At 52.8% G+C, this 18,054-nt stretch carries 18 protein-coding genes; 15 read left to right on the top strand and 3 right to left on the bottom strand.

The features are described 5' to 3' along the window. Positions 1-81: 81 nt before the first annotated feature. Positions 82-999, bottom strand: a complete 918-nt coding sequence (locus tag ACO0LI_RS08470; protein ID WP_423032251.1) for a LysR family transcriptional regulator — start codon at positions 997-999, stop codon at positions 82-84. A gap of 260 nt (positions 1,000-1,259) precedes the next feature. On the opposite strand from ACO0LI_RS08470, the gene ACO0LI_RS08465 reads away from it, so the two are divergent. From ACO0LI_RS08465 to ACO0LI_RS08435, 7 genes are all read left to right on the top strand, one after another. Then, positions 1,260-3,554, top strand: a complete 2,295-nt coding sequence (locus tag ACO0LI_RS08465) for a TonB-dependent receptor (RefSeq protein WP_423032250.1) — start codon at positions 1,260-1,262, stop codon at positions 3,552-3,554. 25 nt (positions 3,555-3,579) lie between these two features. Then, the gene (locus ACO0LI_RS08460; protein WP_423032249.1) at positions 3,580-4,452 is read left to right on the top strand and encodes an alpha/beta fold hydrolase; all 873 of its coding nucleotides are present in this window, start codon (positions 3,580-3,582) and stop codon (positions 4,450-4,452) included. 101 nt (positions 4,453-4,553) lie between these two features. Further along, positions 4,554-5,753 (top strand): substrate-binding domain-containing protein, encoded by a 1,200-nt coding sequence (locus tag ACO0LI_RS08455; RefSeq protein ID WP_423032248.1) that lies wholly within the window; start codon positions 4,554-4,556, stop codon positions 5,751-5,753. Between the two features lie 2 nt (positions 5,754-5,755). Then, on the top strand, positions 5,756-6,553 hold the full coding sequence (locus ACO0LI_RS08450; RefSeq protein WP_423032247.1) for an ABC transporter ATP-binding protein: 798 nt from the start codon (positions 5,756-5,758) through the stop codon (positions 6,551-6,553). Continuing rightward, the gene (locus ACO0LI_RS08445; RefSeq protein ID WP_423032246.1) at positions 6,546-7,271 is read left to right on the top strand and encodes an ABC transporter ATP-binding protein; all 726 of its coding nucleotides are present in this window, start codon (positions 6,546-6,548) and stop codon (positions 7,269-7,271) included. Before ACO0LI_RS08450 ends, ACO0LI_RS08445 begins: the two co-directional genes overlap by 8 nt. A gap of 16 nt (positions 7,272-7,287) precedes the next feature. After that, on the top strand, positions 7,288-8,319 hold the full coding sequence (locus tag ACO0LI_RS08440) for a branched-chain amino acid ABC transporter permease (protein WP_423032245.1): 1,032 nt from the start codon (positions 7,288-7,290) through the stop codon (positions 8,317-8,319). A gap of 12 nt (positions 8,320-8,331) precedes the next feature. Then, positions 8,332-9,390, top strand: coding sequence for a branched-chain amino acid ABC transporter permease (locus ACO0LI_RS08435; protein ID WP_423032297.1), 1,059 nt, complete (start codon positions 8,332-8,334; stop codon positions 9,388-9,390). 546 nt (positions 9,391-9,936) lie between these two features. Here ACO0LI_RS08435 and ACO0LI_RS08430 read toward each other — a convergent pair. Next, positions 9,937-10,506 carry a GNAT family N-acetyltransferase gene (locus ACO0LI_RS08430; RefSeq protein ID WP_423032244.1) on the bottom strand — a complete coding sequence of 190 codons (570 nt, stop codon included), beginning with the start codon at positions 10,504-10,506 and terminating at the stop codon, positions 9,937-9,939. A 153-nt stretch (positions 10,507-10,659) separates the two neighbouring features. Here ACO0LI_RS08430 and ACO0LI_RS08425 point away from each other — a divergent pair, with 153 nt between their 5' ends. Further along, a complete protein-coding gene (locus ACO0LI_RS08425) occupies positions 10,660-11,307 on the top strand; it encodes a DUF4272 domain-containing protein (RefSeq protein ID WP_423032243.1) in 648 nt (215 codons plus the stop codon). Between the two features lie 22 nt (positions 11,308-11,329). On the opposite strand, the gene ACO0LI_RS08420 is transcribed toward ACO0LI_RS08425, so the two are convergent. Then, positions 11,330-12,292, bottom strand: coding sequence for a LysR family transcriptional regulator (locus ACO0LI_RS08420; RefSeq protein WP_110254931.1), 963 nt, complete (start codon positions 12,290-12,292; stop codon positions 11,330-11,332). A 120-nt stretch (positions 12,293-12,412) separates the two neighbouring features. Here ACO0LI_RS08420 and ACO0LI_RS08415 point away from each other — a divergent pair, with 120 nt between their 5' ends. The 7 genes from ACO0LI_RS08415 to ACO0LI_RS08385 all read left to right on the top strand — a co-directional run bounded on the left by ACO0LI_RS08415 (position 12,413) and on the right by ACO0LI_RS08385 (position 18,029). Continuing rightward, a complete protein-coding gene (locus tag ACO0LI_RS08415; RefSeq protein ID WP_423032242.1) occupies positions 12,413-13,015 on the top strand; it encodes an FMN-dependent NADH-azoreductase in 603 nt (200 codons plus the stop codon). Positions 13,016-13,065: 50 nt separating this feature from the next. Further along, positions 13,066-13,968: a pirin family protein gene (locus ACO0LI_RS08410; protein ID WP_423032240.1), complete on the top strand. Its 903-nt coding sequence runs from the start codon at positions 13,066-13,068 to the stop codon at positions 13,966-13,968. Between the two features lie 198 nt (positions 13,969-14,166). Continuing rightward, complete coding sequence (locus ACO0LI_RS08405; RefSeq protein WP_423032238.1) at positions 14,167-14,583, top strand: DoxX family protein; 417 nt, start codon at positions 14,167-14,169, stop codon at positions 14,581-14,583. Between the two features lie 184 nt (positions 14,584-14,767). Further along, positions 14,768-15,613 (top strand): phosphonate ABC transporter ATP-binding protein, encoded by an 846-nt coding sequence (gene phnC, locus ACO0LI_RS08400; RefSeq protein ID WP_423032236.1) that lies wholly within the window; start codon positions 14,768-14,770, stop codon positions 15,611-15,613. Positions 15,614-15,640: 27 nt separating this feature from the next. Next, positions 15,641-16,621: a phosphonate ABC transporter substrate-binding protein gene (gene phnD / locus ACO0LI_RS08395; protein WP_423023357.1), complete on the top strand. Its 981-nt coding sequence runs from the start codon at positions 15,641-15,643 to the stop codon at positions 16,619-16,621. A gap of 4 nt (positions 16,622-16,625) precedes the next feature. After that, positions 16,626-17,435 carry a phosphonate ABC transporter, permease protein PhnE gene (gene phnE / locus ACO0LI_RS08390; protein WP_423007522.1) on the top strand — a complete coding sequence of 270 codons (810 nt, stop codon included), beginning with the start codon at positions 16,626-16,628 and terminating at the stop codon, positions 17,433-17,435. A gap of 12 nt (positions 17,436-17,447) precedes the next feature. Further along, positions 17,448-18,029 carry an HD domain-containing protein gene (locus ACO0LI_RS08385; RefSeq protein ID WP_423032234.1) on the top strand — a complete coding sequence of 194 codons (582 nt, stop codon included), beginning with the start codon at positions 17,448-17,450 and terminating at the stop codon, positions 18,027-18,029. Positions 18,030-18,054 lie beyond the last annotated feature (25 nt).

Genomic DNA, 18,054 nt, shown 5'->3' with positions numbered 1-18,054 from the left:
GCTTATGTGCCAGGAAACGCTGACGCATGTACAGACTAGCTGATTTTAGTCGATTTCCAGTTTGTAACGCAGTGTACGATATCAGGACTTGCCACTTTCTGCATGCATAAACAGAGATGGATGTTGTTCTGCATATTCGCGCAGCAGGTTCCAGACCACCCGCACCCTCTGCAAGCGATACAGGTCGCTGGGTGCGGCCAGCCAGTAAGAGCGCTCGGTAAAGAAACTGTCTTGCAAAACCGGCACCAGGGTACCGCTGGAAGGTATCGCATAAGGCGGTGCCATGATCAGGCCCATGCCAGCCGCTGCAGCCTCACATTGCGCCATCATGCCTGTACAGCATAAGCGCCTTTTGGGGGTAAAGCCCAGTTTGTCGAGGAAGTTGAGTTCATTGCTGGCCAGTCGGTCTTGTACGTAATCGACAAATTCATGCTCAGCCAGGTCTGCTTCGCTGCGTATCGGCGGGTGGCGTGCCAGATAATCAGGCGAGGCATACAGGTTCAGGCGGAAAGTCGCCAAGCGGGTAAACACATAGCGCCCGGTATTGGGTGGATCAAGCATGACGCCGAGGTCGGCCTCACGGGTTGCCAGATTGGCAAAGCGTGGTTGTACCAATAAATCCACACTCAACTCGGGATGGTCTTTCAGCAAATGTACCAGCAAGGGGGCGATCACCAAAGTGCCAAACATTTCCGGCACCCCCAGGCGCACGACACCGTGGGCGGAGACGCTGGCTGCACCCAGTTGATCAGTCGCTGTCAGGGCGGCGCTCTCCATGGCTTCGGCATGGGGGAGCAGGGCATGTCCCATCTCGGTCAGTTCATAGCCTTCACGGCTGCGGTCAAACAGGGTGGAGCCTAGCTGGCTTTCCAGCCGGTCTATGCGGCGTGCTACTGTCGTATGTTCCACGCTCAGACGACGGGATGCACCAGACAGCGTGCCAGCGCGGGCAAGCTCCAGAAAGTAACGCAGGTCAGTCCATTCAGGCATGCTATTCATGCCCTAATTGTGCACCAATTGTGCGGCAAAGCACATACTGCAACAGCTCATTCTCCATTTCTGCTTTGCAAGAAACCAAGAAATGCGGGTTTTGCACAACAACTGGGCAGTTTTAATTGCTCTATCTTCACTCTGATGTGCATTTATGCACAAACGGTGGGCGCGCATACGCTTTCTGGCTTTTTTCTTTCCGTGCACACTGCCTGCCATGCGACATACAACAATGTATACGGCGCACATAAAAAATACAGGAGACAGAAATGAATCAGAGCAAGAGAAGGCAGAAATTCTTACGTCGGTCCGCTGCAGCATTGTTGGTCGCATCAGGAACAGTCACAGGCAGTGGCATCAGTCAGGCTCAGACTACGACACCGCCAGCAACGACTGAAACAGCTAATGCCGAGCCGACCACGGTAGTCGTTACCGCCCGCCGCCGCGAAGAATCCCTGCAAGACGTGCCAGTTTCTGTCACGGCTTTCTCTGCCGATCAACTCTCCAAGACAGCAATCCCCGACATCGTCGGCCTGGTGCAAAGCTTGCCTAATACCACGATGAAGGCATCGCGCGCCACCAATTCGACGCTGACCGCCTTTATCCGCGGCGTTGGTCAACAAGACCCGCTGGCTGGCTTTGAAGCTGGCGTCGGCATTTATCTCGATGATGTGTATATCGCCCGCCCGCAAGGTGCCGTGGCTGATATCTATGATGTAGAACGCATAGAAGTCTTGCGTGGCCCGCAGGGTACCTTGTATGGCCGCAATACCATAGGTGGTGCGGTCAAATATGTGACACGCAAATTGCAGCCACAAACCGATGTACGCCTGAAAGCCACGGTGGGCACTTATGGCCAGACCGATGCGGTACTGACGGCCAGTACACCTGTATCCGAAACCCTGCGGGTAGGGGCCAGCCTGGCAAAGTTCAAGCGCAATGGCTACGGCAAGAACCTGCTGACCGGAGCAGAAAATTACGACAAGGATGTCGCTGCCGCCCGCCTCAGCGCAGAATTCACACCAAATTCCAACCTGTTTATCCGTGTATCGGCAGATACCAGCCAGGATGACTCCAGCCCCAAGAATGGTTATCGCCTGACCGTGGGCAATCTCAGCAAGGCACCGATACTCGATAATGTTTTTGATACCCGTGCCAATCTGACCTCGGCACTCGGCCATCTCCAGCAAGTCAAACAGACTGGCGCTTCTGCGCTGGTGGAGTGGCAGATCAATAATGAGCTGACATTGAAATCGATTACTGCCAGCCGCCGCGATACTTCCTATGCGCCTATCGATTTTGATTCTCTGCCGACGGTCGATCTGGAAGCTCCCGCACTGTACAAGAACCGTCAGTTCAGCCAGGAACTGCAACTCAGCTATAGCGGCAAGACCATACAGGGTGTGGCCGGTGTGTATTACATTGATGCCAATGCCTACAACAAATTCGATACCCTGCTCAATGGCGCATTGCCGCTGTCTGTGTATACCATGGGCGATGTTGATACCAAGGCCTGGGCTGTATTTGCCGATGGCAGCATGAATTTGTCAGACACGATCAGCGTATCCGCCGGTGGCCGTTATACCTCGGATACACGTCAGGCCGCAGTCTTGCGCCAGCTATATCTCGGCACCAAGGGTTCACCTGAAATGGGCAACCCCGGTGCAGTGCTGTTCCGCACAGACACCAATCTGACGAAGAGCGATCTGGACCGTACTGACACGAAGTTCACACCGCGCCTGTCACTGAACTGGAAAGCCAATGCCGATAACAATGTCTATGCATCCTGGTCACAAGGTTTCAAGGGCGGTGGTTTTGATCCACGTTTGAATGTGGTTGGCACCAAGATCAGCCTTACTAAAGCAAAAAGTGGTTATGAGCCAGAAGAAATCGAAACCGTGGAACTGGGCTTGAAGTCGCAATTCGACAAGGGCCGCATCATGACTAATGCTGCCCTGTTCTTCAGTAACTACAAGAACGTGCAGATACCTGGCTCAGTCGCAGTGGATACCGATGGTGACGGCAAGGATGACAACTTCGCCGGCGTCACCACCAATGCAGGCAAGGCCCGCATCAGGGGCTTTGAGCTGGAAGCAACTGCGCGCATTACCGACGCCTTCCGCCTGTCTGGCATGTTCAGCTATATCGATGCCAAGTACACGCAATTCATTGTCGCCGGTGTCGATGTCGCCAGCCAGAAGGTATTCCAGAATACCCCCAAGCAATCAGCCAACCTGACTGCCAGCTATGACTGGCCGCTCAACATGATAGGCAAGAACGGCACGCTGTCACTGATTTCCAGCTATTCCTATCGCGGTGCGACCAACCAGTTTGAAACACCAAATGCTCTGCTGGATCAGGATGCTTATTCGTTGTGGGACGCCAGTCTGGTCTGGACCAGCACTGACAAACGCCTGCGTGCTGGCCTGCATGGCAAGAACCTCAGCAATACCAAGTACAAGGTCGCCGGTTACCTGTTCCCAACCCTGGGTCTGGAAGGCAGCACGACAGCTTTCTATGGCAATCCAAGGACAGTCTCGGCCACGGTGGAATACCGTTTCTAGTCCGGTGACAGCGAGAGGATAATGCGTGACTACTTTCACTGACATCAGCTTTACCAGTAACGATGGCCTGCAACTGTATGCGCGGGATTATCCATCGCAAGGCGGGCAGGCCAAATGTGCAGTCATTTGTATACACGGCCTGACCCGCAATTCTGGCGACTTTGAAGAGCTGGCACCGTGGATAGCAGAACAGGGCAGGCGCGTGATTGCGGTCGATGTCCGGGGGCGCGGGCGTTCCCAGCATGACGCCGACCCCGAGCACTACAATACTGTCACGTATGCCAATGATGTCATCAAGCTGGCTCGTGACCTGGGCATAGGCCGGGCGGTATTCATAGGCACTTCCATGGGTGGCCTCATCACCATGACGGTGGCAGCGCGTAAATTGAATTTGATTGCGGCTGCTGTCCTTAATGATGTTGGGCCTGCCTTGTCCGCGAAGGGCTTGGGCAGGATAGCCGGTTTTGCTGGCAAGACCGTGGAAGTGCAAGACTGGGATGAGGCCACACAATACATACGCCAGGTGAATGTATCTGCTTTTCCTGACAATAGTATGGAAGATTGGAGCAAGTGGGCCAGGCGGGCTTTTGCTCAGAATATCGATGGCAAGCTCGTGCTGCAATATGATCCTAACATTGCCCGTCCCTTGCAAACCGGTCAGTTGAAAAGCAAATCCTGGGTCGCCAATTTTGCTTTCCGCCGTCTTGCCAGAAACCGGCCTGTGCTGCTGATACGCGGTGATCTGTCAGACCTGGTTGAGCCTGAACAGCTCGCCTATATGCAAGATCTGGCACCCGACATGCAATATGCTGAAGTCAATGGAGTGGGCCATGCGCCCATGCTCATGGAAGCGCAGGCGCAAAAAGCCATCAGGGAATTTTTAGCCACAGTCGATTAGGCGATTTGCAGTATGCTTATGCGCACAGACAAAAAAGAGCATGGAAAATGCCGCTGACAAAATGCATGCAGTTCCACAACGTAAAATTAGCAGGAGACAAAATGCAACAGAAAAACCGCTTTAAACTCGTCTATCTGAGCCTGGCACTGAGCAGTGTATTCGCCTCAGCCAGCAGTTTGGCACAGGATTTGAAAATCGCTCTCATTGCAGGCAAGACCGGCGCACTCGAAGCCTATGCCAAGGAAACTGAAACCGGCTTCATGATGGGTCTGGAATACCTGACTGGCGGTAAGATGGAAATCAATGGCCGCAAGATTAAGGTCATCGTCAAGGATGACCAGGGAAAACCAGACATAGGCCGCACCATGCTGGCAGAAGCCTTTGGTGATGACAAGGCCGACATCGCAGTTGGCACCACTTCTTCCGGCTCAGCGATTGCTATGCTGCCAGTCGCTGAAGAATACAAAAAAGTACTCATCGTCGAGCCCGCAGTGGCAGATGCGATTACCGGTGAAAAATGGAACCGTTACATCTTCCGTACCAGCCGCAATTCCACCCAGGATGGCCTGGCTGGGGCCAGCACCATCAAGGCTGGTGGCAGTATCGCCTTCCTGGCGCAGGATTATGCTTTTGGCCGTGAAGGTGTCAAGGCTGCCAAGGATGCACTGAGCACGGTTGGTGCCAAGGCCAAGGTAGTTCATGAAGAATATGCAGCGCAAAACACCACCGACTTTACGGCTGCTGCGCAACGCATTTTTGATGTGCTCAAAGACAAGCCGGAACCGCGTGTATTGCAAATCATCTGGGCTGGCGCCAGCCCCATGAACAAGCTGGCTGACATGAAGCCAGAACGCTTTGGCATTACCCTGGCACCTGGCGGCAATATCCTGCCTATCATGAAAAACTGGAAAACCTATGCAGGTACCCAGGGCGCAATTTATTACTACTACGATTTTCCAAAAAACAAGATAAATGACTGGTTTGTGGCCGAGCATAATAAACGCTATAAAGCCCCGCCTGATTTCTTTACTGCCGGTGGTTTTGCCGCTGCCAGCGCAGTCTATACAGCCATCAGCAAAGCTAAATCCACGGATACTGAAAAACTCATCACGGCCATGGAAGGTATGGAATTTGATACGCCTAAAGGCAAGATGAATTTCCGCAAGGAAGATCATCAGGCCATGCAAGCCATGTACCATTTCAAGATCAAGAAAGATCAGAAAAATGAGTGGGATTTGCTCGAACTGGTCAGGGAAATTCCCGCCAGTGAGTTGCCAGTCCCGGTCAAGAACAAGCGCTGATGATGGCAGGCGAGCAAATGAGTGGCGCACCTTCACTATCCACGCGTGAACTGAGTATCAGGTTTGGCGGCCATGTGGCCGTCAACCAGGTGACTGCAGACTTTTATCCCGGCACACTGACTGTCATCGTCGGCCCTAACGGCGCGGGTAAAACCACTTACTTCAACCTGATGTCTGGTCAACTGCCTGCCAGCTCAGGCAGCGTGCATTTGTTTGGCGTGGATATCACCAGCAAAGGGGCGGCTGAGCGCACACGCAGGGGCATAGGCCGGGCTTTTCAACTGACCAATCTTTTTCCTAATTTGTCTGTCATGGAAAATGTGCGTCTGGCTGTACAAAGCAGGGCAGGTCTGGGTTTGAGCATTTTTTCTCTATGGTCTGCGCATGCCAGTCTGTTGAAGCGGGCAGAGCATTACCTGCACAAGGTTGCCCTGGCTGACCGCAAGTCCGACAAAGTCGCTGCACTGTCACATGGCGACAAACGCAAACTTGAAGTCGCAATCTTGCTGGCACTGGAACCAGAAATCATGATGTTCGATGAACCCACCGCAGGCATGAGTGTCGATGAAGTGCCGGTAGTGCTGGACCTGATCCATCAGGTCAAGGCAGAGCGCAAGAAAACCATTTTGCTGGTTGAGCACAAGATGGATGTCGTGCGTTCACTGGCTGACCGCATCATCGTCTTGCATAACGGTGCGCTGGTGGCTGATGGCGAACCGGTCGGCGTCATGGCATCTGCCATCGTGCAAGAGGCTTATCTGGGCGTCGCCCCGGAAACCAGGGAAGAGCAACATGTCTGAAGCCATACTGACACTGGCCGGTGTGCATACCCACATCGGCGAATACCATATCCTGCAAGGTGTTGATATGCAGGTGCCACGCGGTGGCCTCTCGGTTTTGCTGGGACGCAACGGTGCAGGCAAGACCACGACCCTGCGTACCATCATGGGCCTGTGGAAAGCCAGTCAGGGCAAGATACATTTCGATGGCCGCGATATCACTGCCATGGCAACGCCAGACATTGCCCAACTGGGCATTGCCTATGTGCCTGAAAGTATGGCGATATTCTCGGACCTGACCGTCAAGGAAAACCTGCTGCTGGCCGCACGCAATGGCCCGCTCGATAATAATCGTGTTGAATGGATATGCGGCTTTTTCCCGGCCTTGAAAAAATTCTGGAATTACCCGGCGGGCAATCTGTCCGGCGGACAAAAGCAAATGGTTGCCATCGCCCGTGCCATTGTCGAACCACGCAAACTGATACTGGTAGATGAGCCGACCAAGGGCCTGGCACCTGCCATCATCCTCAGCCTGATGGCTGCCTTCAATGAATTGAAAGCCAGCGACACCACCATCTTGCTGGTGGAACAGAATTTCAATTTCGTACGCAAGCTGGGGGATACAGTGGCTGTCATGGATGATGGCCGTGTCGTCCATGCTGGCGGCATGCAGGCACTGGCAGATGACAATGGCCTGCAACAGCATTTGCTGGGCTTGTCACTGGCCGCGCATCAATAAAGCAAGAGGAAGAATAATGACAGATACTGTTCTGGATAATACCGCCGAGCCAGAAGTCGCCAGCCTGCCGACAGCGCCACGCGATATCTGGCCGCTGGTACTGGTGCCAGCCCTGGCCTTGCTGATGCTGCCGCTGGTGGGCAGTTTCCCGACCTGGATCACCCTGACCGTCGCAGGCCTGGCCATGGGCATGATGATCTTTATCATGGCCAGCGGCCTGACCCTGATCTTTGGTTTGATGGATGTATTGAATTTTGGTCACGGTGCGTTTGTGTCCGTCGGCGCCTTCGTCGCTACGCTGGTGTTATTACCGATGCATGGCTGGATGGAAGCAGATTCATTGCTAATGAATCTGACCGCACTGGGCCTGGCTATCCTGCTGGCGATGCTGGCAACCGGTCTGCTGGGTTGGGCTTTCGAGCGCGTCATCATCATGCCCGTATATGGTCAACATTTGAAGCAAATCCTCATCACCATGGGCGGCATGATCGTTGCTGAACAGATGATCAATGTCATCTGGGGTGCAGAGCAAATCCCGCTGCCATTGCCTACCAGCTTGCGCGGCTCCATCCTGCTCGGTGATGCCGCCATAGAAAAATACCGCCTGATTGCTGTCGTGGTTGGCTTGCTGGTATTTGTTGCGATGTTCCTGATACTGAACCGCAGCAAGCTGGGTTTGCTGATACGTGCCGGTGTAGAAAATGGCGAGATGGTGGAAGCACTTGGTTACCGCATACGCCGCCTGTTCGTGCTGGTGTTTGCTGCCGGTTCGGCACTGGCTGGCCTCGGTGGTGTCATGTGGGGCTTATACAAAGAGAGCCTCACTGCAGCCATGGGCGGCGACATCATGGTCATGGTGTTTATCGTCATTATCATTGGTGGCCTGGGTTCTGTAGGCGGCTGTTTTATCGGTGCCTTGCTGATGGCGCTGGTCGCCAATTACGCTGGCTTCTTGGTGCCCAAGCTGGCGCTGGTGTCGAATATCCTGCTGATGATCGCCGTGTTGCTGTGGCGTCCGACTGGCTTGTACACCGTGGTAAGGCGTTAAGACATGAATGCAATGAAACAAATCCTGTCGGATGATTTTCCGCGTAACCGCTGGCTAGGACTTATCCTGGTGGCGATATTTTTCGGGCTGGCTTTTGCCCCCTTCATCACCAGCGGCGCACGGCCTTTGAATACTGCAGCCACCATCTGTGTCTATATCGTGCTGGTTGCTTCGTATGACTTGTTGCTCGGTTATACCGGCATAGTCTCTTTTGCTCACACCATGTTTTTTGGCATAGGTGCCTATGGCATAGGCCTGGCGCTGGCCAGTGGCACGCCATCATGGGGGCTGGCTGCTGTCGGCTTGCTGGCAGCATTGCTGGTGACGCTGGTACTAGCCCTGATCGTCGGGCTGTTTGCCTTGCGCGTAAGAGCGATTTTCTACGCCATGATCACGCTGGCTGTGGCTTCATCCTTTGCTGTGCTGGCATCACAATTGTCAGATTTTACGGGTGGAGAAGACGGCAAGACTTTTAGCGTGCCTGCTTTGCTGTCTCCTGCTTACCGTTTGTTTGAAACAGAGATATTTGGCCGCGTTGTCGATGGCAAGGTGATTACTTATTACATCGTGTTCATAAGCTGTGCCTTGTTATTCTTGTTCTTATTGCGCGTCGTCAATTCACCTTTTGGCCGGGTCTTGCAGGCCATACGCGAAAATGATTTCCGTGCCGAAGCACTGGGTTACCGCACCGTATATTACCGCATCCTGGCGAATTGCATTGCTGCCCTGGTTGCGGCTATGGCTGGTGCTCTGATGGCCTTGTGGTTGCGTTATGTGGGGCCCAAGACCATGCTGAGTTTTGAAGTCATGACAGACATTTTATTGATCGTGGTGATAGGTGGCATGGGGACCATGTATGGGGCTGTGGTTGGAGCGACCTTGTTCATACTGGCGCAGAATTATTTGAAGAGTTTGATGGGGGTGGCCTCGTCGTCTTTGTCTGATGTGCCGCTGTTGGCGAATGCCTTGCATCCGGACCGGTGGATGTTGTGGTTGGGGGTATTGTTTGTGGTGTCGATTTATTTTTTTCCGGCGGGGATAGTGGGGAAATTGAGGGGTAGTGGGAAGTGAGATTGATTACTCACGCGGTATGTCGATAAGCGGTAATCTACATGTCGTCGCTCCAGCGTAGGCTGGAGCCTAGTGGCGTTCGTTGCATACTTGTAGCGTGTGTAAAACGATTGCCCTCTGTGGATACAAGCCGGGTCTCGGCCCGGCGGCCGAAGTACTTTCTTTGGTCGCCAAAGAAAGTACTCAAAGAAAGGCGACCCAGGCGTAGCCGCCCCTAAAGGGGTTCCCGTTTGTGCAGTACAAAAAATGGGAAGGCCCGAAACTCGCTTCCCTTGCAGGGCGCACAATCGCTTGCAAGCGATTGCCGTTACGCTGGCGAGGTGCATGCACCTCGAAACCCCAGCTACACCTCAAACAGCGGTCCTTCTTGATCCATTTTCTGTACAGCACAAACGGCGTCGACACATGGGAACTGCGAAAAGTCAAAAGCAACGTCAAACCCAACAGGAACACCACCGATTCACGTAATTTTATCCCTTAGTTTTTTGCAAGCGGCAGGCCATCTGCGTACTCCCCATACAAAGCCTGGCCTGTCGTCCTTGCAAATCAGCGGCTATCCTGTTTCGAAACAAACTCCCTGTCCAGCAAGGAATAGCATTTAAGATCAACATAGCGCCCATGTTTGTATTCACATTCGCGCAGTACACCTTCTAGCCGGAAACCCAGTTTTTCTATCAAACGCCAACTGGCGATATTTTCTGGCTCAACCATGGCTTGCAAGCGGTGCAGGCTCAGGTGTTCAAAGCAGTGGGTGATGATGACGTTCATGCATTCAGGTATCACGGCCTTGCCCCAGTGGTCGGGAGAAAGCCAGAAGCCGGTTTCTGCGCAATGGTGTTCCTGTTCCCACTCGTGCAGGCCGCAAGTGCCTATCAATTGTTCCGGTTCCTCTTTGCTGCAAATGCCCCACCACAGGCCTGTGCCGTTTAGCCAGACCTGTTCATACCAGTCCATCTGCTCCTGACTTGACGCCAGGCTGTCGTAGCTGATGCCATAATATTCAGTGACACGCGGGTCGGATAAACCACGGAAAATTGCAGGCATATCAGTGGCGACTATGCGACGCAGTTGATAGTTGGTGGTCTCCAGTACGGGGAAGAGTTTGGTTTCAGGCATATAAGCTTTGCAATAACAGGTAACAATCAGACATTCTAATGCCTGTAGAGGCATGGAGTTGCGCTGTTCTGTAACTCCTTAACAATGCAAAATCTGGGATAATCCGTCTGCTCGTTATCAGCGAGTGAATTGATTAACAATATTGAAGAAATAATGAGCCCAGAGCAACGCAAAGAAGCTTCCGAACTGGAATTGCATAAACGTGGTATCCGCATCAATGTGCAATTGCATGTGATTGAGTCTGATGAAGAAGTGGAACTGCGCACGCCTGAAGAATTGATGCAGCGCATGCTGGCCTTGTGGGCGGTGACTGCAGTAGCTGCTGGTGGTGATGTTGTACACTATCGCGCCTATCTGGAAACGCATGGTCTGAAGTCTTGTTTATCAGCGCAGGAAAACGCATTTCTGTTTGCGGATGGCATCACCGAAGAATTGCGTGCGCAATTTCTGCAAAGGCAGGAAGCCCTGTATTTCCTCGCCTGGGCTGCGGGTTTGACAGACAAGCTGGCAGTTCCTACGCAAGCGGCGAACCTCAAGCAAATTCTGAAACTCTTCCCGCATGCGATGGAAGCACCCGAGCGTTTGCAGGCTGCCCTTAAGCCGCGTCGCAAGGGGCAAGTGCTGGACTGGTCGGACTTATTGTACCGCCTGCACTGGGCGGTTCGTCATGCACACATCACTGGCCGTGATGCTCCGGGTAATCTGAATGCAGATGCGGTGCGCGAATGGCATCAGGCGGCCAACTGGCTGTGCCGGTATGAAGCAGAAAATGACTGGGACAAGGTCAGTACCGAAACTTGATTCAGCTCAGTGAAAAAGATAGTCAGAAAGACTTGATACTTATACGTCCAGTCTTGCAATCATTGACTTCTTCCAACATCTTCTGGCAGCGCGGGCCTGAGAATTCAGCCTGCAGGGCGTCAAGAAAAACCCGTGTCCTGGCAGGCATCAGGCGACGGCCTGGGAATACCGCCCAGACAGTGACTTCAGGCAGTTTCCAGTCTTCCAGCAAGGGCACCAGCTCGCCTTTATGCACATGCTGACCGGCAAAGTGGTCAGCCAGCATGGTGATGCCTTTGCCACGCACAGCCAGGCGCGTCAGTAATTCCGGCGAATTGGCACTGGCCCGGCCAGGGGGTATGCCTTCCCAGACTGCGCCATCTTTTTCCATGCGCCAGACCGAGGCTTCGCCATTGCGGGTATTCAGTCTCAGGCAATCATGCTCCATCAGGGCCTCAGGCTCTGCTGGCGCACCATGCAGTTTCAGGTAGGCAGGTGACGCATACAAGCCCACACTGAAACGTACCAGCCCACGGGCCGCGAGTGAGGCATCGTCCGGCAAGTCGCCAACGCGTATGGCCACATCAAAATTCTCACCTATCAAATCCACCCGGCGCGGTGATAAATCCAGTTCCAGGTTTACCGCCGGGTATTTGCTGATGAAGTCAGATAACAACTCACCCATCTGATGATTACCAAAATCGCCAGGCATGGATACCTTCAGCTTGCCATTCGGTTCTACCTGCCTGTGCTGGGTCAGGGCCAGCGTGGCATTCACTTCTTCCTGCACATGTTGGGCATGCAGCAAAACATTTTGACCCAGGTCAGTCACCGTCAGCTTGCGGGTGGTGCGCAAGATCAGGCGCTCACCCAGCTGGGCTTCAAGGGCAGATATACGGCGTGACAAGGTTGATTTTGGTACGCCCAGCTTCTCTGCCGCCTTGCTGAAGCTGCCTTCTTCAACCACGCGGGCAAATAGCAAAAGGTCATTGGCTTCGAGGGTCATGATCGCGCCTCCATACTATTTTCCTATTTTTGGAACAATGATATCCATTTTAACGCCTTCCGGATTGTTTTTGGAACGATTAAAGTACGTCCATCAAACTTTATCTGAAAGGAACACAAAATGAACATCCTGCAAATCAACTCCAGCGCCCGCGTCCAAGGTTCTCATTCCACTCAACTGGCAAATAGCCTGGTTGAGGCTTTACTGGAAACATCTTCTGGTGCCACCGTGAATGTACGTGATCTGGGTAGCAATCCTCACCCCATACTTGATGAAACAGCACTGCAAGCCTTGTTCACACCAGCAGACCAGCGCACGACAGAACAGCAAGCCCGCGTTGCCCTGGATGATGCATTGATTGCAGAAATCCAGTCCGCAGATGTAGTAGTACTCGGCGCACCGATGTATAACTTTGGTATCTCGGCCCAATTGAAAAACTGGATAGATGCGATTTCCCGCGCCCAGGTGACTTTCCGTTATACCGCCAATGGCCCTGAAGGTTTGTTGACTGGCAAGAAAGTCTATGTAGTACTGACACGTGGCGGCCTGTATCGCAATACACCAAACGACACACAAATGCCTTACCTGAAAACCTTCTTTGGCTTCCTGGGCATGACCGATGTAGAGTTTGTCTATGCAGAGGGTCTGGCCATGGGCCCGGATGCAGAAAAAGCATCTCTGGCTTCAGCACACCAGCAAATTAATGATTTACTGCCTGCTTAATCGACAACTAATCGAAAACATTAACGGGCTAACTACGAGGACGATGAATCATGGAAACGACAGATGTAGTTGCAAGCAGCACAGTTCAACAGACTGAAAGCGTGAACAAATCACGCACGGTAGAGCAACTGGTCGCCGGTCAGCCTATTTCAGATGGTGCCGGTGTCAAGCTGACACGGGTATTGACACAGCCACTGCAATACCGGCTGGACCCCTTCCTCATGCTGGATGCTTTCGGCAGTGATGAGGCAGGTGACTACATCGCCGGTTTCCCCAGTCATCCGCACCGTGGTTTTGAAACGGTTACTTACATGCTGGCCGGGCGCATGCGCCATCGCGACAGTGCCGGTAATGAAGGCTTGCTGCAAAACGGCGGTGTGCAATGGATGACAGCAGGTCGTGGCGTGATTCACTCCGAAATGCCGGAACAGGAAGAAGGCCGCATGGCAGGCTTCCAGTTATGGCTGAACCTGCCAGCAAAAGACAAGATGATCGCCCCCTGGTATCGGGATATCCAGAGCGACACCATCCCTGAAGTGCTGACCGCAGCCGGTGTCAAGGTACGCATCATCGCTGGTAGCAGCCATGGCGTGGCAGGTGCCGTACAGCGTGAAGTAACCCAGCCGCTATACCTGGATATACACATGCCAGCCGGTAGCAGTTTCAGCCACAGCCTGCCAGCCAGCTTCAATGCCTTTGTGTGCGTCTATGAAGGTGAGGTGCAGATAGGCGAGCGTGAGGTGCCGGTGCAACGCATGGCGATTTTGAAAAAATCGCCGGATGCGGATGGCGTGGTGATAGACGCCAAAGTGAATAGTCGCTTGTTGCTGATTGCTGGCCAGCCCCTAGGTGAAACGATTGTTCAGTATGGGCCGTTTGTGATGAACAGTCAGGCGGAGATATTCAAGGCGATCAGTGATTTTCGCGAAGGCAAATTGGTGAGCGATATTTGATGGAGATTACCGTAAATAGCACCCCTTGAAGCTGTCGGAATTTGCAGATTGTAGGTTGGGCTACGTCTCATCAGCCCAACACTCAGCCTCGAAGTAACGTATACGTTTATTAAACGCCCAGTGTTGGGCTGGTAAATCGTAGCCCAACCTACGACATTACTGAAGAACAAAATAAAATCTACATGTAAGGAAAACAAAATGAAACAAACAGAAACCATAGGACCCGTCTTCGGTTCCTTCATCGCCCGTGTGCTGATTGCCCTGATCTTCGTGGCATCCGGTGCCAGCAAGATATCCGGCTTTGAGCAAACCGTAGGCTATATCGCCAGCAAGGGTCTGCCTTTGCCAGCGCTGGGTGCAATTGCTGCCATCGTGGTGGAACTGGGTGGTGGCCTCATGCTCATCGTCGGCTGGCGTACACGCTGGGCAGCTGCGGCAATGATACTGTTCACACTGGCAGCGGCTTTCATCTTCCATAATTTCTGGGGTGTACCAGCAGATGTGGCACAAAACCAGATGATACATTTCATGAAAAATATTTCCATGGCGGGCGGCCTGCTGTATGTCCTGATACATGGCAGTGGTGGCTGGAGTCTGGATGCTCGTAAAGCCTGATCAGGAATATCTTGCCCGGCTACAATAGTTGAAAACAGCGGATTTGTCTGAAGGCAAATCCGCTGTTTTTTTTACGTGGAAATGTCGTCGTTTCATCGTCCTGTAATCTTGTCTTCATACGCCTGACATATTCTTGTCCAATACTCCCGTGGATTAGCTCAATTGTCCATGCGGGGTAAATGCGATGAAGATAGAAATCAACGGGATTTCCAAAACCTTTAAAGGTGGTTACCAGGCGCTGGACAATATTGCACTGACTTTTGCGCCTGGTGAAATGGTTGCGCTTATCGGCGCATCCGGTTCTGGCAAATCAACTTTATTGCGCCATATCTCTGGCCTGATCACCGCCAATGCCGACAAGAATGATATCCGTCTCGGAGAGCAGGTTTTGCAGGCGAATGGCGTGGTTGGCAAGCAGATACGTCATCTGCGTTCGCAAATCGGTTTTGTCTTTCAGCAATTCAATCTGGTCGGGCGTTTGCCTGTGCTGACCAATGTGCTCACAGGTGGCATTGCCCGCATTCCGCTGTGGCGTAGTTGTTTCCGTATTTTTACCAAAGAAGAAAAAGCCCTGGGCCTGGCCGCGCTGGCACGCGTGGGTATTGCTGAACATGCTTATAAACGTGCGTCTGCCCTGTCTGGCGGCCAGCAACAGCGTGCAGCGATTGCCCGCACTATCGTGCAACAAGCCAAGGTCATTCTGGCTGATGAGCCGATAGCCTCGCTGGATCCTGAATCCGCACGCCGTGTCATGCAGACCCTGGCGGACCTGAATCGCCAGGATGGTACGACGGTAGTGGTATCCCTGCATCAGGTCGATGTGGCTTTTCGTTTTTGCCCGCGCACTGTTGCGCTCTCGCGTGGCCGTGTCGTGTATGACGGCCCTTCCAGCGAACTGACAGTCGCCATGTTGCGCGACCTGTATGGTGCAGAGGCAGAAGAATTGCTTAATCCTGTATCAGTCAACATGGCAAGTGCTGCACCGGTTACCGACCCACTCTCTTTACCCACTCTCGCGGCTGCCGCCTGAGTTTCTTTTCTCTTCAGGAGTATTTCCATGTTTCGTCAATTCGTGCGCAGTTTGACTCTGGGCCTGGTGATGGCCGCAACTGCTAATGCTGTCATGGCAGAAGATGCGGTCAAGACTTTGAACTTTGGCCTCATCTCTACCGAATCTTCCCAAAACCTGAAACAGGACTGGCAGCCAGTGCTGGATGATATGAGCAAAAAGCTTGGTATCAAGGTCACGGCTTTCTTTGCATCAGACTATGCTGGCGTGATTGAGGGCATGCGTTTCAATAAAGTGCAATTTGCCTGGTTGGGTAATAAGTCGGCTATCGAGGCCGTCGATCGTGCCAATTCCGAAGTGTTTGCGCAGATGGTGAATGCTGACGGCACTCTTGGTTATTACAGCATGATCAGCGTGCACAAGGATAGCTCCTATCAAACCATGGAAGATGTCTTAAAAAATGCCAAGAATATGAATTTCGGCATAGGTGACCCCAACTCCACTTCCGGTTTCCTGGTGCCCAGCTATTATGTGTTTGCACAAAACAATGTGAACCCGAAAACAGCATTCAAGACTGTGCGTGGTGCCAATCATGAAACCAATATCCTGGCTGTTGCCAACAAGCAGGTAGATGCTGCCGTGCATAGTTCTGATACGCTGGACCGCATCAAGGCACGCCAGCCAGAAACAGCCAGCCAATTGCGCCAGGTCTGGAAATCCCCTCTGATCGCTGCTGATCCCCTGGTATGGCGCAAGGACTTGCCAGCCGATATGAAAAACAAGATCAAGGATTTCTTTGTCAACTACGGTAAGACTGGCCCTGATGCGGCGCGTGAAAAAGCACAACTGGCCAAGCTGACTCTGGGTGGTTTCCAGGATTCCAGCAATGCTCAGTTGAAGCCTGTACGTCAGCTTGAATTGTTCAAGGAAAAAGTCAAGATAGAAGCAGACGTCGCCCTGAATGCGGATGAAAAGAAAGCCAAGCTCGACGACATCAACCGCAAGCTGAACGACATCGCCAAGTCTTGATAGCATGAACAGCACACCAACAGCCCGCCCACAAGTCGTCATGAATTTGCCGGAAGCACCCAAGCGTGATACCGGTAAATTATTGGTCTGGGGCATAGTCCTGGCGATACTTGCCATGTCATGGCAGGGCGCTGACATGCGCCCTCTGGAATTACTGCGTGACAGCGGCAATATGCTGACCTATGCCGCCAGTTTTTTTCCACCAGATTTTCATGAATGGCGCATTTATTTGCAAGAGCTGTTGGTGACTTTACAGATTGCTGCCTGGGGTACTGCGCTGGCTGTAGTCTGTTCCATTCCCCTGGGTTTGTTGAGTTCTTCGAATATCGCACCAGCCTGGGTCAGCCAGCCTGTGCGTCGATTGATGGATGCCGCACGTGCCATCAATGAAATGGTGTTTGCCATGCTGTTTGTAGTAGCGGTTGGTCTTGGTCCTTTTGCCGGTGTGCTGGCCTTGTTCGTGCATACGACCGGTATTTTGTCCAAGCTGTTTTCTGAAGCTGTGGAGGCGATAGACCCGCAACCGGTAGAAGGCATACGTGCCACAGGTGCGCATGCGCTGGAAGAAATAGTCTATGGCGTCTTGCCACAGGTCATGCCACTGTGGGTGTCATTCGCCCTGTACCGCTTTGAATCAAATGTACGCTCTGCCACAGTCGTTGGTATGGTCGGTGCCGGTGGCATAGGCGTGATCCTGTGGGAAGTCATACGTGCCTTCCAGTATGCGCAGACTTGCGCCGTCTTATTGATGATCGTGCTGACAGTCAGCATGATAGATGTGATTTCTTCCCGTCTCAGAAAAGTCTTCATCTGATATATAGCAGATATGCAAACACAAAATCGCCAGATCGTCCAGGGCATCACCCTCCCGCAAGTTATAGACTGGCTGCAAAACCGTGCCGGTGGTCTGTATGGTGGCGAAGCCATCACCCAGCTCGAGCACGCCATGCAATGTGCCAGCCTTGCCATGGAAGAAGGCGCAAGCGATGCCCTGGTCATCGCCGCGCTTTTGCATGACCTGGCACATATGGCAGATGATGAAACTGATGAAACTTTTCCGCATGGTGAGCTGGCTGCCTTGTTATTGGCAGAATTGTTTGACCGGGATGTGACTGAACCGATACGTATGCATGTCGATGCCAAACGCTACCTGTGTGCGGCAGATCCGTTGTACTGGTCAGGTTTGTCACATGCATCACAACGCAGCCTGATCTGGCAGGGTGGCCCATTTTCAGTGACGCAAGCAACGGAATTTATAGATCAGGACTATGCCGAAGATGCAGTCAGATTGCGTCAGTGGGATGACACGGCAAAAGTGGTTGGTGCCAAGACTGTGGATTTGCAAGTTTTCATCAGCATGATGGAAAAACTGAATTTGCAATTCACGAGACAGGCTGAAACAGCGTGAGGCCGTAGGTAATACTGGCTGCACT

Origin of the sequence: Undibacterium sp. Tian12W (assembly GCF_049339405.1) — a bacterium.
Lineage (GTDB): Bacteria > Pseudomonadota > Gammaproteobacteria > Burkholderiales > Burkholderiaceae_D > Undibacterium.
The sequence above is the reverse complement of the archived record's forward strand: the minus strand, read 5'-3'. Positions and strand labels throughout refer to the sequence as shown.

Bases quoted from the DNA above. Each gene is read 5' to 3' on its own strand.
- ACO0LI_RS08470 (WP_423032251.1), bottom strand. From the start codon at position 999: ATGAATAGCATGCCTGAATGGACTGACCTGCGTTACTTTCTGGAGCTT.
- ACO0LI_RS08465 (WP_423032250.1), top strand. From the start codon at position 1,260: ATGAATCAGAGCAAGAGAAGGCAGAAATTCTTACGTCGGTCCGCTGCA.
- ACO0LI_RS08455 (WP_423032248.1), top strand. From the start codon at position 4,554: ATGCAACAGAAAAACCGCTTTAAACTCGTCTATCTGAGCCTGGCACTG.
- ACO0LI_RS08450 (WP_423032247.1), top strand. From the start codon at position 5,756: ATGGCAGGCGAGCAAATGAGTGGCGCACCTTCACTATCCACGCGTGAA.
- ACO0LI_RS08445 (WP_423032246.1), top strand. From the start codon at position 6,546: ATGTCTGAAGCCATACTGACACTGGCCGGTGTGCATACCCACATCGGC.
- ACO0LI_RS08440 (WP_423032245.1), top strand. From the start codon at position 7,288: ATGACAGATACTGTTCTGGATAATACCGCCGAGCCAGAAGTCGCCAGC.
- ACO0LI_RS08435 (WP_423032297.1), top strand. From the start codon at position 8,332: ATGAAACAAATCCTGTCGGATGATTTTCCGCGTAACCGCTGGCTAGGA.
- ACO0LI_RS08430 (WP_423032244.1), bottom strand. From the start codon at position 10,506: ATGCCTGAAACCAAACTCTTCCCCGTACTGGAGACCACCAACTATCAA.
- ACO0LI_RS08425 (WP_423032243.1), top strand. From the start codon at position 10,660: ATGAGCCCAGAGCAACGCAAAGAAGCTTCCGAACTGGAATTGCATAAA.
- ACO0LI_RS08420 (WP_110254931.1), bottom strand. From the start codon at position 12,292: ATGACCCTCGAAGCCAATGACCTTTTGCTATTTGCCCGCGTGGTTGAA.
- ACO0LI_RS08415 (WP_423032242.1), top strand. From the start codon at position 12,413: ATGAACATCCTGCAAATCAACTCCAGCGCCCGCGTCCAAGGTTCTCAT.
- ACO0LI_RS08410 (WP_423032240.1), top strand. From the start codon at position 13,066: ATGGAAACGACAGATGTAGTTGCAAGCAGCACAGTTCAACAGACTGAA.
- ACO0LI_RS08405 (WP_423032238.1), top strand. From the start codon at position 14,167: ATGAAACAAACAGAAACCATAGGACCCGTCTTCGGTTCCTTCATCGCC.
- phnC (WP_423032236.1), top strand. From the start codon at position 14,768: ATGAAGATAGAAATCAACGGGATTTCCAAAACCTTTAAAGGTGGTTAC.
- phnD (WP_423023357.1), top strand. From the start codon at position 15,641: ATGTTTCGTCAATTCGTGCGCAGTTTGACTCTGGGCCTGGTGATGGCC.
- phnE (WP_423007522.1), top strand. From the start codon at position 16,626: ATGAACAGCACACCAACAGCCCGCCCACAAGTCGTCATGAATTTGCCG.
- ACO0LI_RS08385 (WP_423032234.1), top strand. From the start codon at position 17,448: ATGCAAACACAAAATCGCCAGATCGTCCAGGGCATCACCCTCCCGCAA.